A 15,433-nucleotide genomic window follows, 5' to 3' on the forward strand; every position below is an offset into this window, starting at 1 on the left:
CGTAGCTCAGCTGGATAGAGTACCTGGCTACGAACCAGGCGGTCGGAGGTTCGAATCCTCCCGAGCGCGCCATTTTTAAGGAACGCTTTTAATTGCAGGTTATTCTTGCTATAAAGTGCTTCTGCTGGTGAGGTGGCCGAGTGGCTGAAGGCGCTCCCCTGCTAAGGGAGTATACGGTTTGTAGCCGTATCGAGGGTTCGAATCCCTCCCTCACCGCCATTATTCTTTAATGGCAACAGCGTTTGCTGATTTTTCAAATTGCTGGTAAGTAAAAAGTTTTGCGCGCTCGTAGCTCAGCTGGATAGAGTACCTGGCTACGAACCAGGCGGTCGGAGGTTCGAATCCTCCCGAGCGCGCCATATCAAAAAGCCTGCATCATTGATGCAGGCTTTTTTTGTTTCTGCTTGTCCTGTCTTCTTTTCTTGTCGCTTGTTCTTGTTCGGTTCCCTTCGTATTGTAATTAAAACGTTTGCTTACGGAAGGTGAACTACGATGCCGGATAAAAATACTCAAAACACGGTTTCAGGTTTCCTGCGCTGTTGGCTGGGGGCAGTATCTCTGTTTGTGATACTGGGAACCGTTTCTCTGGTGTGGGAACCCTACCACTACTTTCCAGCCTATGGCTTTATCGGTTATGCGATAACGATTGCTCTGCTGCTGTTTGCATTGGCCCAGTCTGAACAACTCTGGCATTACGTGCTGGTCAGTTTCACCCTGATCAAGTTCGGAGCTGTCGCCGGGTTTGATATTGTGCTTTCCCGTCAGGAAATTGCCGAAGCGCTGGCAGTCAGTGGTGAGCTTTCATGGCTACCCTTTCAGTTGACGGTGGAAACACTGGATGACTATGTGAATATTCTTGTTTTAATTCTGAATATTTTTACTGGCAGTCTGGCAGGCAACAGTCTGTTTTATGGCCTGAATAGAAGAAATTTTGAATAAATCAGTCCGGGTTTGATCTAACGTTCAATCAAAGGCCTGAATATTGCAGTGCACCACTCGGAATTGAATCTGCTGCTGTGGAAATAATTGCTACTTTGTTTTCCTGCGGTCCGTTGCAAAACGGGATTTGGTTGTACAATGTCAAGAAACCTGATCTTACAATTTTGTTTTGACCCGCTGATCAGGATCTAGTGATAATGCAAGGTACTCTCCTCCCGTTCTGATTGATCTGGTTGTACTCTTCGGGCGATACCTCTCATGTTTGACAGTTTTCAAAATTTATTTAAAGCCCTTTACGGAGAGCTGGTTTTACCACTGGCTGTTGTTGACGGGGGAGCGAAAACTGTCGTTAATATCAATGCGTCACTGGCAGAATTGCTGGGAGTTACGTTTGATATTTCAACAACCAATCGGTTGAAAGAGTTGTTTGTTCTGGACACCGGTAAAGCAATTGACAGTGATTTTTTACAGCTAAAATCAAACAATAAAGAGTCATTTTGCTGTAGGTTTCCACTATGTGAGTCTTCGGTGTTTCAGTTAACTTCGGTGCCATTGGAGTTAACCGGGCAGCAGTTTTATGTGCTGCAGGTGCAGTCAAGAAATGATCACTCCAGTATCCTCAAGTCGGCAGACAGTCGCCTGACTTTTGCCATCAACGAAGCCAGTGACGGACTGTGGGACTGGAATGCCCAGACCAACGAAGTCTATTTCAGCCCCAAACTGGATCATATCCTCGGTTTTGAGCCAGGGGAGCGTACCCCCTGTTTTTCCAGCTGGTTTGATCTGGTGCACCCGGATGATGCCCCACGGGTGATGGAAAATTTGCAGGGGCATCTGGATAGTAAACGAGACAGTTATGATGTTGAGTATCGCATCCGTACCAAACAGGGAGAGTGGAAACAGGTAAGAGACCGGGGGCTGGTGTGTGAGCACACAGCTGAAGGTCAGGCGGTCAGGGCTGTTGGTATGTTGTCAGATATTACCGCTTATCGTCAGCTTGAGCAGGAGCTTCGCACTGCCCGGCAGCGTTTTGAGGATTACGCTTTGTGTCGCTCTGACTGGTTCTGGGAGGCCGATGAGCGACTGAATATTATCGAATTGTCATCTCAGTTTTTCAGCCAGACAGGTATCAAAGCAGAAGAAATTCGTGGCCGTAATCTGCTCGAACTGCTGGAAGAGCATGATCTGAATGATGCTGTAGAGCAGGTCAAAAAGGGAGAACCTTTCAGAAATATCAGGCTGACTATCGGAAGAAATGGTTACTGGATTTCGGTCAGTGCCCGGCCGGTGACAGATAAAGATGGAACTGTGATTGGTTATCGGGGTATTGGCGAGAATATCAATGATCAGGTTGTGCTGGAAAACATGGTCACAGCCTATCAGCAAAATGCTGAAATCATGATGGAACGTGCGCCGGTAGCCATCGGTATCGTGGATGGAAAGGGACAGTTTTTCTTCTCGAATGATGCCTTTTTAAAGCTGGTACGTGCTGACAATATATCTCTGGCCGAGAAGTATCGTGCAGCCAGAGAGTTAAGCAAGCCGGATAAGCAGATACTTCAGTCCGACGAGAGCTACAGCTATGAGATGGTGCTGGAAACGCTGGATGGGCCGAAGTTTTATTCGGTTATGAAGTACCGTCTTTACCGTGCTGATCACAAGGATATGGTTGTGGTCACTGTTGCGATGGATATTACGTTTACCCGGCAGCAGGAGGTCGAACAGAAAAAGATTGAGATGGTGCTCGACAGTATTGCGGAAGGCATTCTTATTACTGATGCTGAACATCGTATTGTCAGTGCCAATCGCTCGCTGCAGGAAACCACAGGTTTTGGATTGGACGAGTTGCTGGGAAATACGCCTGCTATCCTCAGCTCCGGGCGCTACGATCGCTCTTTTTATCAGGAGTTGTGGAACGAGGTTCACCAGTCAGGCAAGTGGCGGGGAGATATCTGGAACCGGTGTAAGAATGGAGCGGTGATTCGGCAGCATGTGTCGATCCAGGCCATCCAGATAAATGGTCAGATTCAACACTATATCGGTATTTATTCAGCCGCATTCCAGGCCTGCAGTCAGCGTGACTCGGAAATGTTTGCCCAGCAGCATGACCCGCTGACCGGCCTTCCTAACCGTCAGTTGTTACAGGACCGTTTGCATATGGCCTGCCTGCGAGCCAGGGCCAGTCGCATGTCGATCGAAATTACCCTGATTCGAATAAAGAACATGACAGCCATTAATGACCAGTATGGTCATACAGCAGGTGACCAGATTCTTAAAAAACTGGCGTTTATGCTGCAGGATGTGTTGTCGCTGGATGATACTATCGCCCGCTATGGCGCCAGTGAATTTGTGCTGATTCGTGAGCGGGCTCTGGAGATAACAGCAGATAGCCTTGTTGGCCCGGTACTTGAAAAGGCTGTGGTTCTGAGTGACGGAAGTCGTGTATTTCCTGAGTATGCAATGACTTTTGCACGTTATCCCGAAAATGGTAGTAACCCCCAGCGCCTAATGCGCTCCCTGCATCAGACCGTGCCGGAAGAGTAATACTGGCTGGAACGGCTATTGCAGCGGCCAGTTAATAGCCGAGCTCAGGTATTCCTCAATAAAATCCATAAATACCCGTGCCGCCCGTGTCAGCTGGCGGTGCGCAGGAATAATGGCATCGAGACTTCCTTTTTGCATGGTCCACTCCGGCATCAATGGAACCAACAGTCCCTGTTCACATAAAGGGCCAGCCATCAATGCCGGTAACTCACCAACCCCCATGCCGGCTACCAGTGCATCCTGCACCAGGGAATAACAATCAAAAACAGTCTCATCCGGCGGCAGTACCCGGGATGAAGCACTCTTATCCTTGCGTTCGAACTGCCAGACGCCAGGCTTGCACGCTGGGTCATACAGAACGCAGTCATACTGCAACAGGTCTTCAGGGTGATCGAGACTGATAATCTGCTGCTGATAATCCGGTGATGTAACCAGCTGATGATGAAATGAAATCAGCGACTTGGCCGTTGCGCGATGATCATCCAGTGGTGTGGTGGTGAACATAATATCGGCTGTGCCGGATGTCAGGGCATTACTTTCGTTCTGGCTGACAGCACGAATACTGATATCAGGATAATGTCGTTTGAACCGCTGGATCAGAGGTAAGAACAGGTGACGGCCATAACCCCGGGGCAGCGTGATGCGTACGACACCTGATGGCAGATCACGACGGTTAGTCAGAGTCGATTCGGCGTCTTTCAGGGCTGTGATAGCGCTGGCACAGCTGTCATACAAGTCTTCTCCTGCCAGTGTCAGTTGCATACGGCGGGTGCTGCGTTCCATCAGGCGGGCATCAAGCTGTTTTTCCAGTGCCTGAATACGACGACTGATTGTGGAAACTGGCAGGTCCAGCTTGCGGGATGCCGCGGACAGGCTGCCGGTTTCGGCTACGCTGATAAAAATATTGACTGCATTTAGATCCATGGCCGAAACGTTACCCGAAAAACCGACTCGGAATTTTTAATTATTATCCCGTTTTTGCAAAAGTGATTTGCGACTTTTGACGTTAAAAAAAGTTGCCTCGCCGGTATTCTGCAATTACTGAATTGAATCCAATGATTCTCATTGAATCCAAGTGCTGCTTAGTAGCGTAGGTGTCGAAGAGCGCTTTTCAGTAATTCTGATGAAAAGTTTTTTTCGAGAAAAATACCGAGATTGAGGTGAGACTGTTGACCCTGTCACACACAAGTAAAGCCCGAAAACTCCAGAACCGTGACTTTTTCACGAAGAAGGCCGTTGTGCCTGCTCTGGCACTGGTGCTGATGCTTGGTGGTTGCAGTGCAACGACACCACGCACTGAAGCCGAAGCCTCCTACCTGGGTTACATCAATAGCTATCAGCTGCAGGCACCTGCAATGATTATGGTACGTGATGCCTGGGTACTGGAGCGCACCGAACAATCCTGGCAGCGTCTGACCCAGACACTGCGACCTCTGCCGGCACCGCTGGTTCCGACCATTCCCGGGGGTCGCTCACGGCAAGAAGCCGAGAAGCTGATTCTGGAATGGGTGCAGGCTCTGTCCACCGGCAATCAGGGGCAGCACATCAGCAACAGTGCGTCTGCCCATTATGCGCTGCTGACCTGGCTGGGTTATGGCGAAGGTCGTAACCTGACTCAGGAACAGCGCAGCCGCAAGGCGCTGGCCATTCTGAAGCAGAATACATCCCGTAATGCAGTCAGTGACTACCTGACCGGTACGATTCAGTTGACCCTGAAGCCAACAAAAGCGCTGGTCAATCTGCATCGTTCTGCAGATGAAGGTTATGGTCCGGCTCAGGCGCTGCTGGCCCGACTGTATCTAGGTAACGATGGTATTCCGCGCAATGATGAAAAAATGCGCAAACAACTGTCCTGGCTGGCAAGTAACTCCCGGACTGACTTTGAACTGCAGCAGCAGGCGAAAGGCTGGCTGGGAGCAATGAATTTTTACGGCATCGGTGGCCCGGTCAACGACAAAAAAGCTTTGAACCTGTTGCAACAGGGTACACCTGAGCCGGATCTACTGTATCTGCAGGCTCTGATGTTGAGTGAAGGGCTGGGTGGACGTGTATCTGTCCTGGCTAACAAGAAATCTAATGAATTACTGGTTACTGCGACCAATAGTGGCAGTGCATCAGCGGCCAACGAGCTGGCGCTGAATCTGCTGTATGGTCGCAATGCCGAGCTGAATCCGCGCCGGGCCAGAGATACCTTCCTGCAAGCTGCGGCTCTGGGTTCCAGTGCAGCAGCCTATAACCTGGGTCTGGATAGCCTGTATGGTCACTCTTCCCCGGCCAGTGTTACAGATGCCAGTTTGTGGCTGGAGCGTGCTGCGGCCCAGAATCAGTCGGAAGCACAGCGTTCATTGCTGTACCTGAAACTGGATGAACAGCAGGATTTCAATTTCGCTGATGAGCCGGTCGAGGTGATTCGTCAAGATCTGCAGGCTGTAGCAGCCAAAGGTGATGGCTGGAGCAGTTATGCTCTTGGCTTGCTGACCCTGCGTGGACAGGGCGGACAAGCAAACGAACAGCTTGGATATGCCTGGCTGAACATTGCCGTCGCTCAGGGTTATCGCCCTGCTGCAGAACTGCGTGACGCAGTAGCTTTACAGTTGACTCGCCCGGAATTGAATCAGGCACAGGCACTGTCACAAAACCTGTTTGACCGTATTGAGCAAGTTGAAGAAGTACAGGGAGGTGTACAGTCATGAGTCTGGCAAATCAACTGGAACAACTGCTGGCACCTGTTGCCGGCGACAATCCGGCCGGTGTTTATCTCAAGGAAGACCGCGCCAGCTATCGGCCCTTGAGAAACAGTTACAACATTGCCCAGACCTCGTTTCGTCGGCTGACCAATAATCCGGCAGCGGAAGAACTGGATGAACTGCAACAGTCGAATCAGGACAACTGGCAGGAACTGTCGCGCCAGCTGACCGAAGTTATTCGCGAACGTTCGAAAGATCTGGAATGCATCAGCTGGCTGGCTCTGGCCCAACTGTTCAGCCGCGATCCGTACGAAAACCTGACCGCCAGCCTGCAGTTGCTGGCCGGTGCTGTTGAACAGTTTGGCGAACAAATTAACCCCCGGGTACCGGACAACAAACTGAGAGCAACTGATGACGCTGGCCGACGTGCTGAACGCGCCGGACTACAGTTGCGCCCGGTATCCCAGATGCTGGGTGAATCCGAAGAAAGCTGTCTGCTCGGACTGCCGTTACGCATGCTGCCACTGATTGGCAATATCGACTATGTGACCTGGCGCAGTGCTGAAGACCAAAGCAGCCGTGTGGAGTTACAGAAACAGGCCCGGCAGGAGCTGGCAGAATCCCAGCAGGAAGTGATTGCCCAGGTTCATGGCATTAATAACGCCCTGCAGGCGCTGGAGCAGGTTGAACAGAAGCTGGCTGAATATGCCGGAAGCTGTGGTGTTCCAAAAGTCAGCAGTCGTTTTCTGCGAGCCCAGCTGAGCGCCAACCTGAATGCGCTCAAGTCGCTGACTGAAGGAGCGCTTGTTCCCTGGCCGCTAGATGTTGTTGAGGCTCAGCCTGCTGTCGAGCCTGAAGCCGAAAGCAATGAGAGTGCTCAGGATCCTCAAGCTGCGGAGCCTGCTGCAACTAACACCGCTGTAACGCAACCGGCTGCAGCACATCAGCAGCCCGTTGCCGAGCCGATTTACAACCGCGATCAGGCTTTCCAGCAGCTGCGACTGATCGCCAATTATTTTGCCCGTACCGAGCCCCAGAGTCCGGTATCCAGCATGATCGAGAAAGTCATTCGCTGGGGCTATACACCACTGCCGGATCTGATTAATGAACTGGTGCAGGGGCATGATGGCCTGATGGGGCGTATCGGTGAGCTGACAGGAATGAATGCTGAAAAAGTGCATATTCCCGGTACTCCGGCACAAGGCCTGGTGGCACCGCCACAGGAGACGCCGCAGGCTCCATCGCAGCAGCCGGCACAACAGAATTCTTTAGCTCCGGAACAGTTTACTCAGGAAGCTCAACTTGTAGCAGAAACACAGGTTAAAGCTGAAAGGCCGCAGGCAAACCCTGCAGCAGAAGTAAAACAGGAAAGCAGTGAACCGAAGCCGGAGCCCAAGCCGGCTAAATCAGGCATACCCAGTTTTCTGAATCTTTCTCCAAAAGAGGAAAAGAAGAAGCCAGAGGTGAAACGTCCATCGGGACCAGGCGGGCTTGATCTGGCCAGTCTGGGAATTGGTTGATACGTCGCAAGACGTTTAATTGAAAGAATAACGGTTTGTTTTTAAATGATGAATGCATAAGCAAACCGTTTGTTAAATAACTTTACATTTTAATTTGAAATCTCTGAATCCAACCTGAATCGGGTGGCGTAAAGAGAAGTACACAAAGCGAAAGCTTTATAAAAAACATTTCCGGGATTAGCCCAATGGAAACGTCATCAGTCGTAGATTGATGTCACAGGGTCGTTTTGTCCCGGTTTTTACAGCGAGTGAAACAGAAGGGTTGTAGTCATGGCTAACATGTACATGAAAATCGGTGAGCACGACGGTAAAGGTGATGCAACTGCCAAGTACACCGGTGATGCCAGTGTGTCCGAAACTGGCTGGTTTGCCATCCGTTCTTTCAACTGGGGTGCTGCCCGTTCTGTCAGCATGGATATCGGTAACGGCATGAACCGTGACGCCGGTATGGTGGCAATGAGCGAAATCTCTGTCGCCAAGGAACTGGACGGTGCTTCCGAAAACATCCTGTCCCGTATGTATGTACCGGGCGAAGCAGGTGACACTGTTGAAATCATCGTCACCAAGCCGGCTCGTACCGGTCAGGGTGCAGAAGTTTACCTGCAGATTACACTGGAACATGCCCGTATCGTGAACTACTCCATGAGTGCTTCCGACGGTGCGACTCCGTTCGAAAACATCGCCCTGGCTTACAGCAAGGTGAAGATCAAGCACTGGCACGAAGCTGAAGGTGGTGATCTGACTGCGGGCGGCGACGTAACTTACGATCTGCCGAGCGGTGTTGCTGAATCTCACTCTGTCAGCGGTTAAATCTCGAGCCCTCCGGTAAAGGAATTTATCGGAGGGTATTTCTCAACCAGCCAACAGCACTGTAAAGGGGTAGTGAAATGGCTTTGAATTCCCAGCACAAACGTGTCAGTAAAAACCGCGTCAGCCTGACTTATGATGTGGAAACCAACGGTGCAGTAGAAAAGAAAGAGCTGCCCTTTGTTGTCGGTGTTGTCGGTGATTTTGCCGGGCACAAGCCTGAGCATGAAAAGGAAGAAGTTGATTACCGTAGCTTTATCGATCTGGATAAAGACAACTTTGATACGGTAATGAACAAGGTTGATCCGCAGCTTAAATATAAAGTTGAAAACAAGCTGACAGACAGTGATGAAGAATTTGAAGTTGATCTGTCTTTTAAATCCATGAAGGATTTTGAGCCGGTTAATGTGGCTCGCCAGATTGAACCCCTGCGTCAATTAATGGATATCCGTAATCAGCTGAAAGAGCTGCTGTCTAAAGCTGATCGCTCCCGTGAACTGGAAAAACTGCTGAAACAGGTTCTGCAGAATCAGGAAGCCGGTGCTTCCCTGATCAAGGAGCTGGGACTTTCTGCAAACGGTGAAAAGGGAGAATAATCAGATGAGTACTGTTGAACAGGCTGCAGCCGCACAAAGTGAAGCTACCGAAAGTCTCAGCTTTCTGGATCAGGCAATAGCCGCTACTACCCAGACCCCGGAAGACACCACCAAAGAACTGTTGTCGGTGCTGATGGGACAGGTTATGGATGGCACTGTAACCTGGGACAAGAATCTGACCAAAACGATTGAAGATGCCGTACTGGCTCTTGATGAAAAGATTTCCGAGCAGCTGGCAGAAGCCATGCACAATGATGCCTTCCAGAAGCTGGAAGGTTCCTGGCGCGGGCTGCAGAAACTGGTCAGAAACAGCGAGCTGGGTCGTCGCCAGAAGATTCGTCTGATTGACTTTACCCGTGATGAACTGCTGGAACAATTTGAAGATGCGCCGGCCGTTGACCGTAGTCGTTTCTTTGATCTGGTTTATCAGCACGAATACGGCACCGCCGGTGGTGAACCGTTCGGCCTGTTGGTAGGCGATTTTGAATTTACTCACCGGGATGAAGATGTAGCCTTGCTGCGCTATGTCGGTGAAGTTGCAGCGGCTGCTCATGCACCGTTTATTGCGGCAGCCAGCCCGGAACTGTTTGATTTCAACAGCTTTGAAACTTTCAATGAAGGCAAGCCGGTTGCGGCAGGCTTTGATACTCCTGCGTATGCCAGCTGGAACTCGTTCCGTGACAGTGATGATTCCCGTTACGTCACTCTGACTCTGCCGCGTACACTGGCCCGTATGCCATACGGTCAGGGCGGAACCCGGGTGAGAGACTTCAATTTTGAAGAGTTCCGTGCCAGTGAAGACGGCCAGCGTCGTCCAGAAGGTCAGCAGGACTTTACCTGGAGTAATGCTGCTTATGATCTGGGTCTGCTGATCAACAACTCCTTTACCAAGTACGGCTGGTGTACTGCGATCCGTGGTGCTGAAAACGGTGGCAAGGTCGAAAGTCTGCCCAACTATGTCTATAAATCTGAAGCAGGTGATCAGGTGCAGCAGTGCCCGACTCAGGTTAATTTCACCGATGAGCGGGAAAAAGAACTGTCTGATCTGGGCCTGTTGCCGCTGGTTCACTACAAGAGCAGTGACTACGGCGTATTCATGGGTGCCCAGACCACCCAGCGACCAAAAGAATTCGTTGACCCTGATGCAACTGCCAACGCGGCTATCTCTGCCCGTTTGCCTTACATCATGGCCAGCTCCCGTATCGCTCACTACCTCAAGGTCATGGGTCGCGACAAAATCGGTTCTTCCATGGATCCGATCGATGTTCAGAACGAAATGGGTTCCTGGATCAATCAGTATGTAAACCCCAATGCCGTTGGTAACGATGCCAAGGCAGAGAAGCCTCTGCGTGAGGCTGTTATCAAGGTTGAAGAGCAAACCGGTCGTCCGGGCTGCTATTCCGCCATTGCTTACCTGCGCCCCTGGCTGCAGCTGGAAGAACTGACCACCTCCCTACGGATGGTGGCCAATATCCCAGGCTGACAACCCTAATTCCCGGTTAATGTCGGGGATAGAAAACGGCAGTTTCCCCCTTTATCTGCTGTTACCCCCATCTATCCCCGGCTCCCCTTTCATTGGCAGTGAGTAGTCGATGCTGACAGACCTGTTGCAACAAGCTCTGGCTCTTGTCTCGGATCATAATGAATCCGAGAGCGACAGCTCCTGCCCGGAACATCGGGATGATGACTGGATTGAGGCGGTGGTTCAGGGGGTCATTGCTTCAATTGATGACGTCATGGGACGTCAGCTGGAACAGGTTATCCAGGCTGACTGTTTTAAGCAGCTGGAAGCGCTGTGGCGTAATGTGCAGGCGCTGGCTGGAGAGGGTTATCCCCGTGGTCAGATCCGTATTCGCCTGCTCGATATGACCTGGCAGCAGGTGTCTGATGATCTGAACCTGAGTTTCAGTCTGCGTGATGCTTCCTTATATCGTCGTGTATGTCTGCAGGAGTTCAGTACTCCGGGTGGTCAGCCTTTTGGGCTATTGGTCGTTGATCATGCGATTACTTCTGAACTGGATCCTGTCAGTGGTCATGATGATCTTTTCACTCTGCAGTTACTCGGCCAATTGGGGCGCGAAGCACTGTGTCCGGTACTGATGTCGATTGCCAATGACTTTATCGGTACTAATGATCCTGATGTCTGGACTGATCCTGCCCGGGTTCGGCGTATTCTGGCCAGTGATGACTTTACCGGCTGGCGCCAGCTGCGACAGCAGGATGATACCCGTTTTGTCGGTCTGACCTTTCCTGCGTTGCGGGTGCGTGACCCCTGGCACGACTATCACGATCAATTTATTTTCTCCGAACAGGATGCCCTGTTTCCTGACAGTAATACGTTATGGGGTAACAGTGCCTTTGCCATGGCCCGTAATGTGCTGCGGGAATTCTGTCGTATCAGCTGGTTTGGCTTTTTGCGCAGCGGTACCACTGTCAATAATGGCGGTGCGCTGGTTGACCTGTACCCGTCACCGGTTACTGCATTGCGCCTGACGCCCGAGCTGGAAAATTTTTATAGCGACAATGGTTTTATTCCGCTGGGTACCGGCTACCTCGATGGCAAGGTCGGTATTTTTAGTAACCGTTCGGTGTTTCAGCCTCAGGCCTTTAACGGTCATGCCAGCGATGACGTTGTCATCAGCATGCTGCAAACGACGTTACTCGCTTGTCGCATCGGCCATTACCTCAAGGTGCAGATCCGCGACAAGATCGGCAGTTACAAATCCATGGGTGAATGCGAGCGGGAACTGAACGAATGGTTGCAGGCCTACACCTCCAATATTGAACAGGCTGAAGAGCATATTCTGGCCCGTTATCCACTCAAGCGTGCCCGGGTCCGGGTTGAAGGTGACGAGAAAACAGGCCGTTACCACTGCCAGGTTTCACTGCAGCCGCAATACCAGTTTGATTTTCTCGGTGCCAGTATTCTGCTGCGCACCGAGATGGAAGGCAACGTAAACAAGGGGCGGGTCGGATAACCCGAAGGTGGCACCGGATATGAGCTTGCTGGACCGGTTTGTAACAAATGGTGGGGTGTCGTCTGATTTGCGCCAGTCAATCTGCCGCAATCTGGAAATGGTACTTGAGGCCCGCAGGCCGATGCTGGATCTGGCTGAAACTGCCGGTACAGCCAGAAAGTCGGAACTGGATACCTCGTTATACGGCTACGGTATGGGCAACCTGCATCAGTGTCGCCATTCTGCCCGAAGCAGTGATATTTGCCGTGAACTGGAACACCTGATCAGTCAGTTTGAACCCCGGCTGGAAGGGGTTGTGGTTGAACTGGCTAAAGTGGATGCCAGTCATAATGCCCTGCGGTTTCATATTGAAGCCGGTATCCGCGGCCAGGGCGGAGAAATAGAAAGTTTTGACACCACCATCAACCTGACCAACAGCACACTGATGATTGATGGATATAACTGAGGGAGTCTGGTTGTGAAGGAACAGGGTTATGTCTGACCTGTCGCTATGGTATGAGCGGGAACTATCCTGGTTCCGCAAGTATGCAGGTCAGTTTGCTGATGAGCACCCCGGACTTGCCAGAACGCTTGGCATCAGTGATGAAGCGGTCGAAGATCCGGATGTTGCACGACTGGTAGAGTCTTTTGCGCTGTTGAATGCCAGACTCAGCTGCCAGCTCAATGAAGAACTGCCCCAGCTGACAGATGCCCTGTTGCACCTGCTGTTTCCTCACTTTTTGCGGCCCCTGCCCAGTGCCGGCATGATGCAGCTGGAACCCTCAGCGGATATCGGCTCGATTCAACAGATTGAAACTGGCAGCGCATTCCGGGCAAGAATTGATGACGACCGCTACTGCGATTTCCTCAACTGCAGCCCTGTGCAGCTGCTGCCCTTTGAGCTGAATCAGGCTGAAGTTGAGCAGACACCTTTTTCCATGCAGGCCTGCCGCTCCTTTGATAATGCTGACGCGATGTTGCGGCTGGATCTGGCAATGTGTGATGACAGTCTGCAGTTCTGCAAGGCTGGCGAGCTGGACTATCTGGATATTCACCTCAAGGGTGAACTCAACCTGACCCAGCGACTCTATGATCAGCTGTTCAGTCAGGTGTGTGGCATGGCGCTTTATGATGATTCCGGTGCTGTGGTTCATCTGTCTGCAGAACAGTTGCAGCCGGTATTGATGGATGAAAGCGAGCGGATTCTTCCATTATCTTCCAACACCTTCGCCGGCTATCAGTTGTTGTTGGAATATCTGTCTTATCAGAATCTGTTTCTTTCCCTGCGGATTGCAGGGTTGAAGGATGTACTGCGCAATTTTAACGGTAGCAAACTGTCGCTTGCGATTTATCTGAAAACCATGCCGGTAGAAATGTCCCGGGTGCTGACCGCAGAGAATTTCAAGCTGGGCTGCGCGCCGTTGGTCAATCTTTATCACTGTCAGGGTGAACCAATCCGGATTGATCATACCCGGCTGGGTTACCCGCTGGTGATCAATGCCCGCTCTGCAAATACTGAACATGTTTTCTCGGTAGACCGGATGCTCGATATTTCGGGGCTGAAGCCCGAGCCTGTACCTGAAATCTATCGCCATAAATACTCCCGTCAGAAAAGTATCCGCCAGAACAGTACCCGTCAGGAACAGGGTTGCTACTGGCATTACATGCCGACCGGAACTGCCCGTGGCGAGAGTAACCCGCAGGGTGAAATTGCCCTGACAGATTTAAATCTAAATCCGGTCAACCCTTCCCGACGACAATTGTCTCCGAAGCTGACCTGCAGTAACGGCGAGCAGCCACTGGAGTTGAGTTTGCAGCATGAACTCAGCTGTCTGGAAAATATTGCAGTACCGGTATCGCCGAAGTTACTGGGAAAGACCAGTGGCTACTGGAGCCCCCGCTACCAGCAGAGTAATCGCTGGGTCTTGCTGTCCCATTTGCAGCTGAATTTTGAAACATTGCTGGGTGCTGAAGATCCGGCACTGGAGCTGCGGGAAATGCTGTCACTTTACAATCTGGGCAAGCATGCCGGCCATCTGCGCTGTATTGATGCCATAAATGAAATGAGAGCAGAGCAGGTTGTGGCGCCGATGAAAATCCAGGGGCGTCAGTGTTATGTGCAGGGGACAGAGATTCATCTGACGCTGGACCGGGAACTGATCAGTGGTGTCTCGGTGATGGTGTTTGTACAGGTGCTTGACCGGTTGTTTGCCGGTTATGCCGGGCATAACAGTTTCAGCCGGCTGAAGGTCTACCTGAAAGGCGAACCCGGAGTCTTCTATTCATGCCCCAGACGTCATGGGTAACTGCCGGTATGTCATCTCACTCTCAAGCCGGATTATTACAGCAGCTGCAGTCCCGTCCACGTCAGTGGCAGTTTGCCCAGGCCATCAGGGTGCTGGTTCAGGCTGCAGACCATGCTCCGGTATCGCTGACCCTGCACAGTGATTCCGGTTACCAGTATACCTCGGCACAACTGACCCGGGTTGCACTGGAAGGTAACCACTGGACTCTGCATGCCACATTGCCGGCACTGACCGGTCTGAATGGGGTTTTACCCTATGGTTATCAAGATCGTGCCCATCAGCTGCGGGTTGGCAGCGATGACAGTGCATTGCAGGACTTTTATGAAATCTTTAATCAGCGGGTGTTGCTAAACAGTTATCACTGCACCACCCGTTATCAACTGACTTGCCGCTTTGAACAGGGTGTTCGGCTGAAGCGGGGCAATCGTGTTGCGAATGAACAAACGGGAATGACGTTGGGAGAACAGTTATGTTCACTGACTGCTATCCCGGCACCGCGCTCGATGCCTGCTGATCACCTGGTGCAATGGGTTGGACTGCTGGGACAGAAGACCAGTTCAACCCGGGTATTACAGCAAATACTAACCGATTACTTTGAGCTGCCGGTGGAAGTGTCAGCGTCGTCACTGCGCCGTTATCGCATTGATGATGACTGTCGTACGGCGCTATCAGCCTGGCGCTCACCGGCCAATACGCTTGGGGCAGGTGCTTTGCTGGGCAACAGTACATGGCTGGCGAATAACCGGGTTGAGCTGGTTATTACCGCTCGGGATGTTGCCCATAAACAACAGATCCAGAATGACGCGCAGATGCTGGAGCAGATTGAAGAACTCTGCAATCTGTTCCTCAGGCGGCGGGTTGAAGTGAATATCCGGCTGCGCTGTACCGTCGCCATGCTGCCGACTCCGCAGCTGTCAGGCAAACCACAGGGTGCTGCCAGGCTGGGCAAACATAACCTGCTGACATCCGGACGGGACAGCAATCGCAAGGTTGCCATGACGCTGGGTCGTAACGGTCGCTCCGGTACCACAAATGGCAAGCTGGCCGCACAGACAGAACTGCAAACGGGAAGGTAAA

12 protein-coding genes and 2 tRNA genes are annotated in these 15,433 nt (G+C 51.6%); 13 read left to right on the plus strand and 1 reads right to left on the minus strand.

Annotated elements, in window-relative coordinates:
* Positions 1-126 precede the first annotated feature (126 nt).
* The 4 genes from ACYZZ0_RS19430 (at position 127) to ACYZZ0_RS19445 (ending at position 3,483) form a co-directional block, all read left to right on the plus strand.
* A tRNA-Ser gene (locus ACYZZ0_RS19430) sits at positions 127-219 on the plus strand.
* 63 nt (positions 220-282) lie between these two features.
* A tRNA-Arg gene (locus tag ACYZZ0_RS19435) sits at positions 283-359 on the plus strand.
* 133 nt (positions 360-492) lie between these two features.
* Positions 493-939: a hypothetical protein gene (locus ACYZZ0_RS19440; protein ID WP_461538323.1), complete on the plus strand. Its 447-nt coding sequence runs from the start codon at positions 493-495 to the stop codon at positions 937-939.
* 258 nt (positions 940-1,197) lie between these two features.
* Entirely contained in the window at positions 1,198-3,483 is a 2,286-nt protein-coding gene (locus ACYZZ0_RS19445; RefSeq protein WP_461538324.1) for a sensor domain-containing diguanylate cyclase, read from the plus strand.
* 15 nt (positions 3,484-3,498) lie between these two features.
* On the opposite strand, the gene ACYZZ0_RS19450 is transcribed toward ACYZZ0_RS19445, so the two are convergent.
* The gene (locus ACYZZ0_RS19450; RefSeq protein ID WP_461538325.1) at positions 3,499-4,407 is read right to left on the minus strand and encodes a LysR family transcriptional regulator; all 909 of its coding nucleotides are present in this window, start codon (positions 4,405-4,407) and stop codon (positions 3,499-3,501) included.
* A 245-nt stretch (positions 4,408-4,652) separates the two neighbouring features.
* On the opposite strand from ACYZZ0_RS19450, the gene ACYZZ0_RS19455 reads away from it, so the two are divergent.
* The 9 genes from ACYZZ0_RS19455 to ACYZZ0_RS19495 all read left to right on the plus strand — a co-directional run bounded on the left by ACYZZ0_RS19455 (position 4,653) and on the right by ACYZZ0_RS19495 (position 15,432).
* Positions 4,653-6,176 (plus strand): tetratricopeptide repeat protein, encoded by a 1,524-nt coding sequence (locus ACYZZ0_RS19455; RefSeq protein WP_461538326.1) that lies wholly within the window; start codon positions 4,653-4,655, stop codon positions 6,174-6,176.
* Positions 6,173-7,690 (plus strand): type VI secretion system protein TssA, encoded by a 1,518-nt coding sequence (locus tag ACYZZ0_RS19460; RefSeq protein WP_461538327.1) that lies wholly within the window; start codon positions 6,173-6,175, stop codon positions 7,688-7,690. Before ACYZZ0_RS19455 ends, ACYZZ0_RS19460 begins: the two co-directional genes overlap by 4 nt.
* Before the next feature lie 270 nt (positions 7,691-7,960).
* Positions 7,961-8,500 carry an Hcp family type VI secretion system effector gene (locus ACYZZ0_RS19465; protein ID WP_461538328.1) on the plus strand — a complete coding sequence of 180 codons (540 nt, stop codon included), beginning with the start codon at positions 7,961-7,963 and terminating at the stop codon, positions 8,498-8,500.
* A gap of 77 nt (positions 8,501-8,577) precedes the next feature.
* Entirely contained in the window at positions 8,578-9,093 is a 516-nt protein-coding gene (gene tssB / locus ACYZZ0_RS19470) for a type VI secretion system contractile sheath small subunit (RefSeq protein ID WP_461538329.1), read from the plus strand.
* Between the two features lie 4 nt (positions 9,094-9,097).
* The gene (gene tssC, locus ACYZZ0_RS19475; protein WP_461538330.1) at positions 9,098-10,576 is read left to right on the plus strand and encodes a type VI secretion system contractile sheath large subunit; all 1,479 of its coding nucleotides are present in this window, start codon (positions 9,098-9,100) and stop codon (positions 10,574-10,576) included.
* Between the two features lie 109 nt (positions 10,577-10,685).
* Positions 10,686-12,071 carry a type VI secretion system contractile sheath domain-containing protein gene (locus tag ACYZZ0_RS19480; RefSeq protein WP_461538331.1) on the plus strand — a complete coding sequence of 462 codons (1,386 nt, stop codon included), beginning with the start codon at positions 10,686-10,688 and terminating at the stop codon, positions 12,069-12,071.
* A 19-nt stretch (positions 12,072-12,090) separates the two neighbouring features.
* Positions 12,091-12,516 (plus strand): type VI secretion system baseplate subunit TssE, encoded by a 426-nt coding sequence (tssE, locus tag ACYZZ0_RS19485; protein ID WP_461538332.1) that lies wholly within the window; start codon positions 12,091-12,093, stop codon positions 12,514-12,516.
* Between the two features lie 28 nt (positions 12,517-12,544).
* Positions 12,545-14,356 (plus strand): type VI secretion system baseplate subunit TssF, encoded by a 1,812-nt coding sequence (gene tssF, locus ACYZZ0_RS19490; RefSeq protein WP_461538333.1) that lies wholly within the window; start codon positions 12,545-12,547, stop codon positions 14,354-14,356.
* The gene (locus tag ACYZZ0_RS19495; RefSeq protein WP_461538334.1) at positions 14,335-15,432 is read left to right on the plus strand and encodes a type VI secretion system baseplate subunit TssG; all 1,098 of its coding nucleotides are present in this window, start codon (positions 14,335-14,337) and stop codon (positions 15,430-15,432) included. Before tssF ends, ACYZZ0_RS19495 begins: the two co-directional genes overlap by 22 nt.
* Position 15,433: the final 1 nt, after the last annotated feature.

Origin of the sequence: Spongorhabdus nitratireducens, from assembly GCA_947387575.1 — a bacterium.
Lineage (GTDB): Bacteria > Pseudomonadota > Gammaproteobacteria > Pseudomonadales > Endozoicomonadaceae > CANDOC01.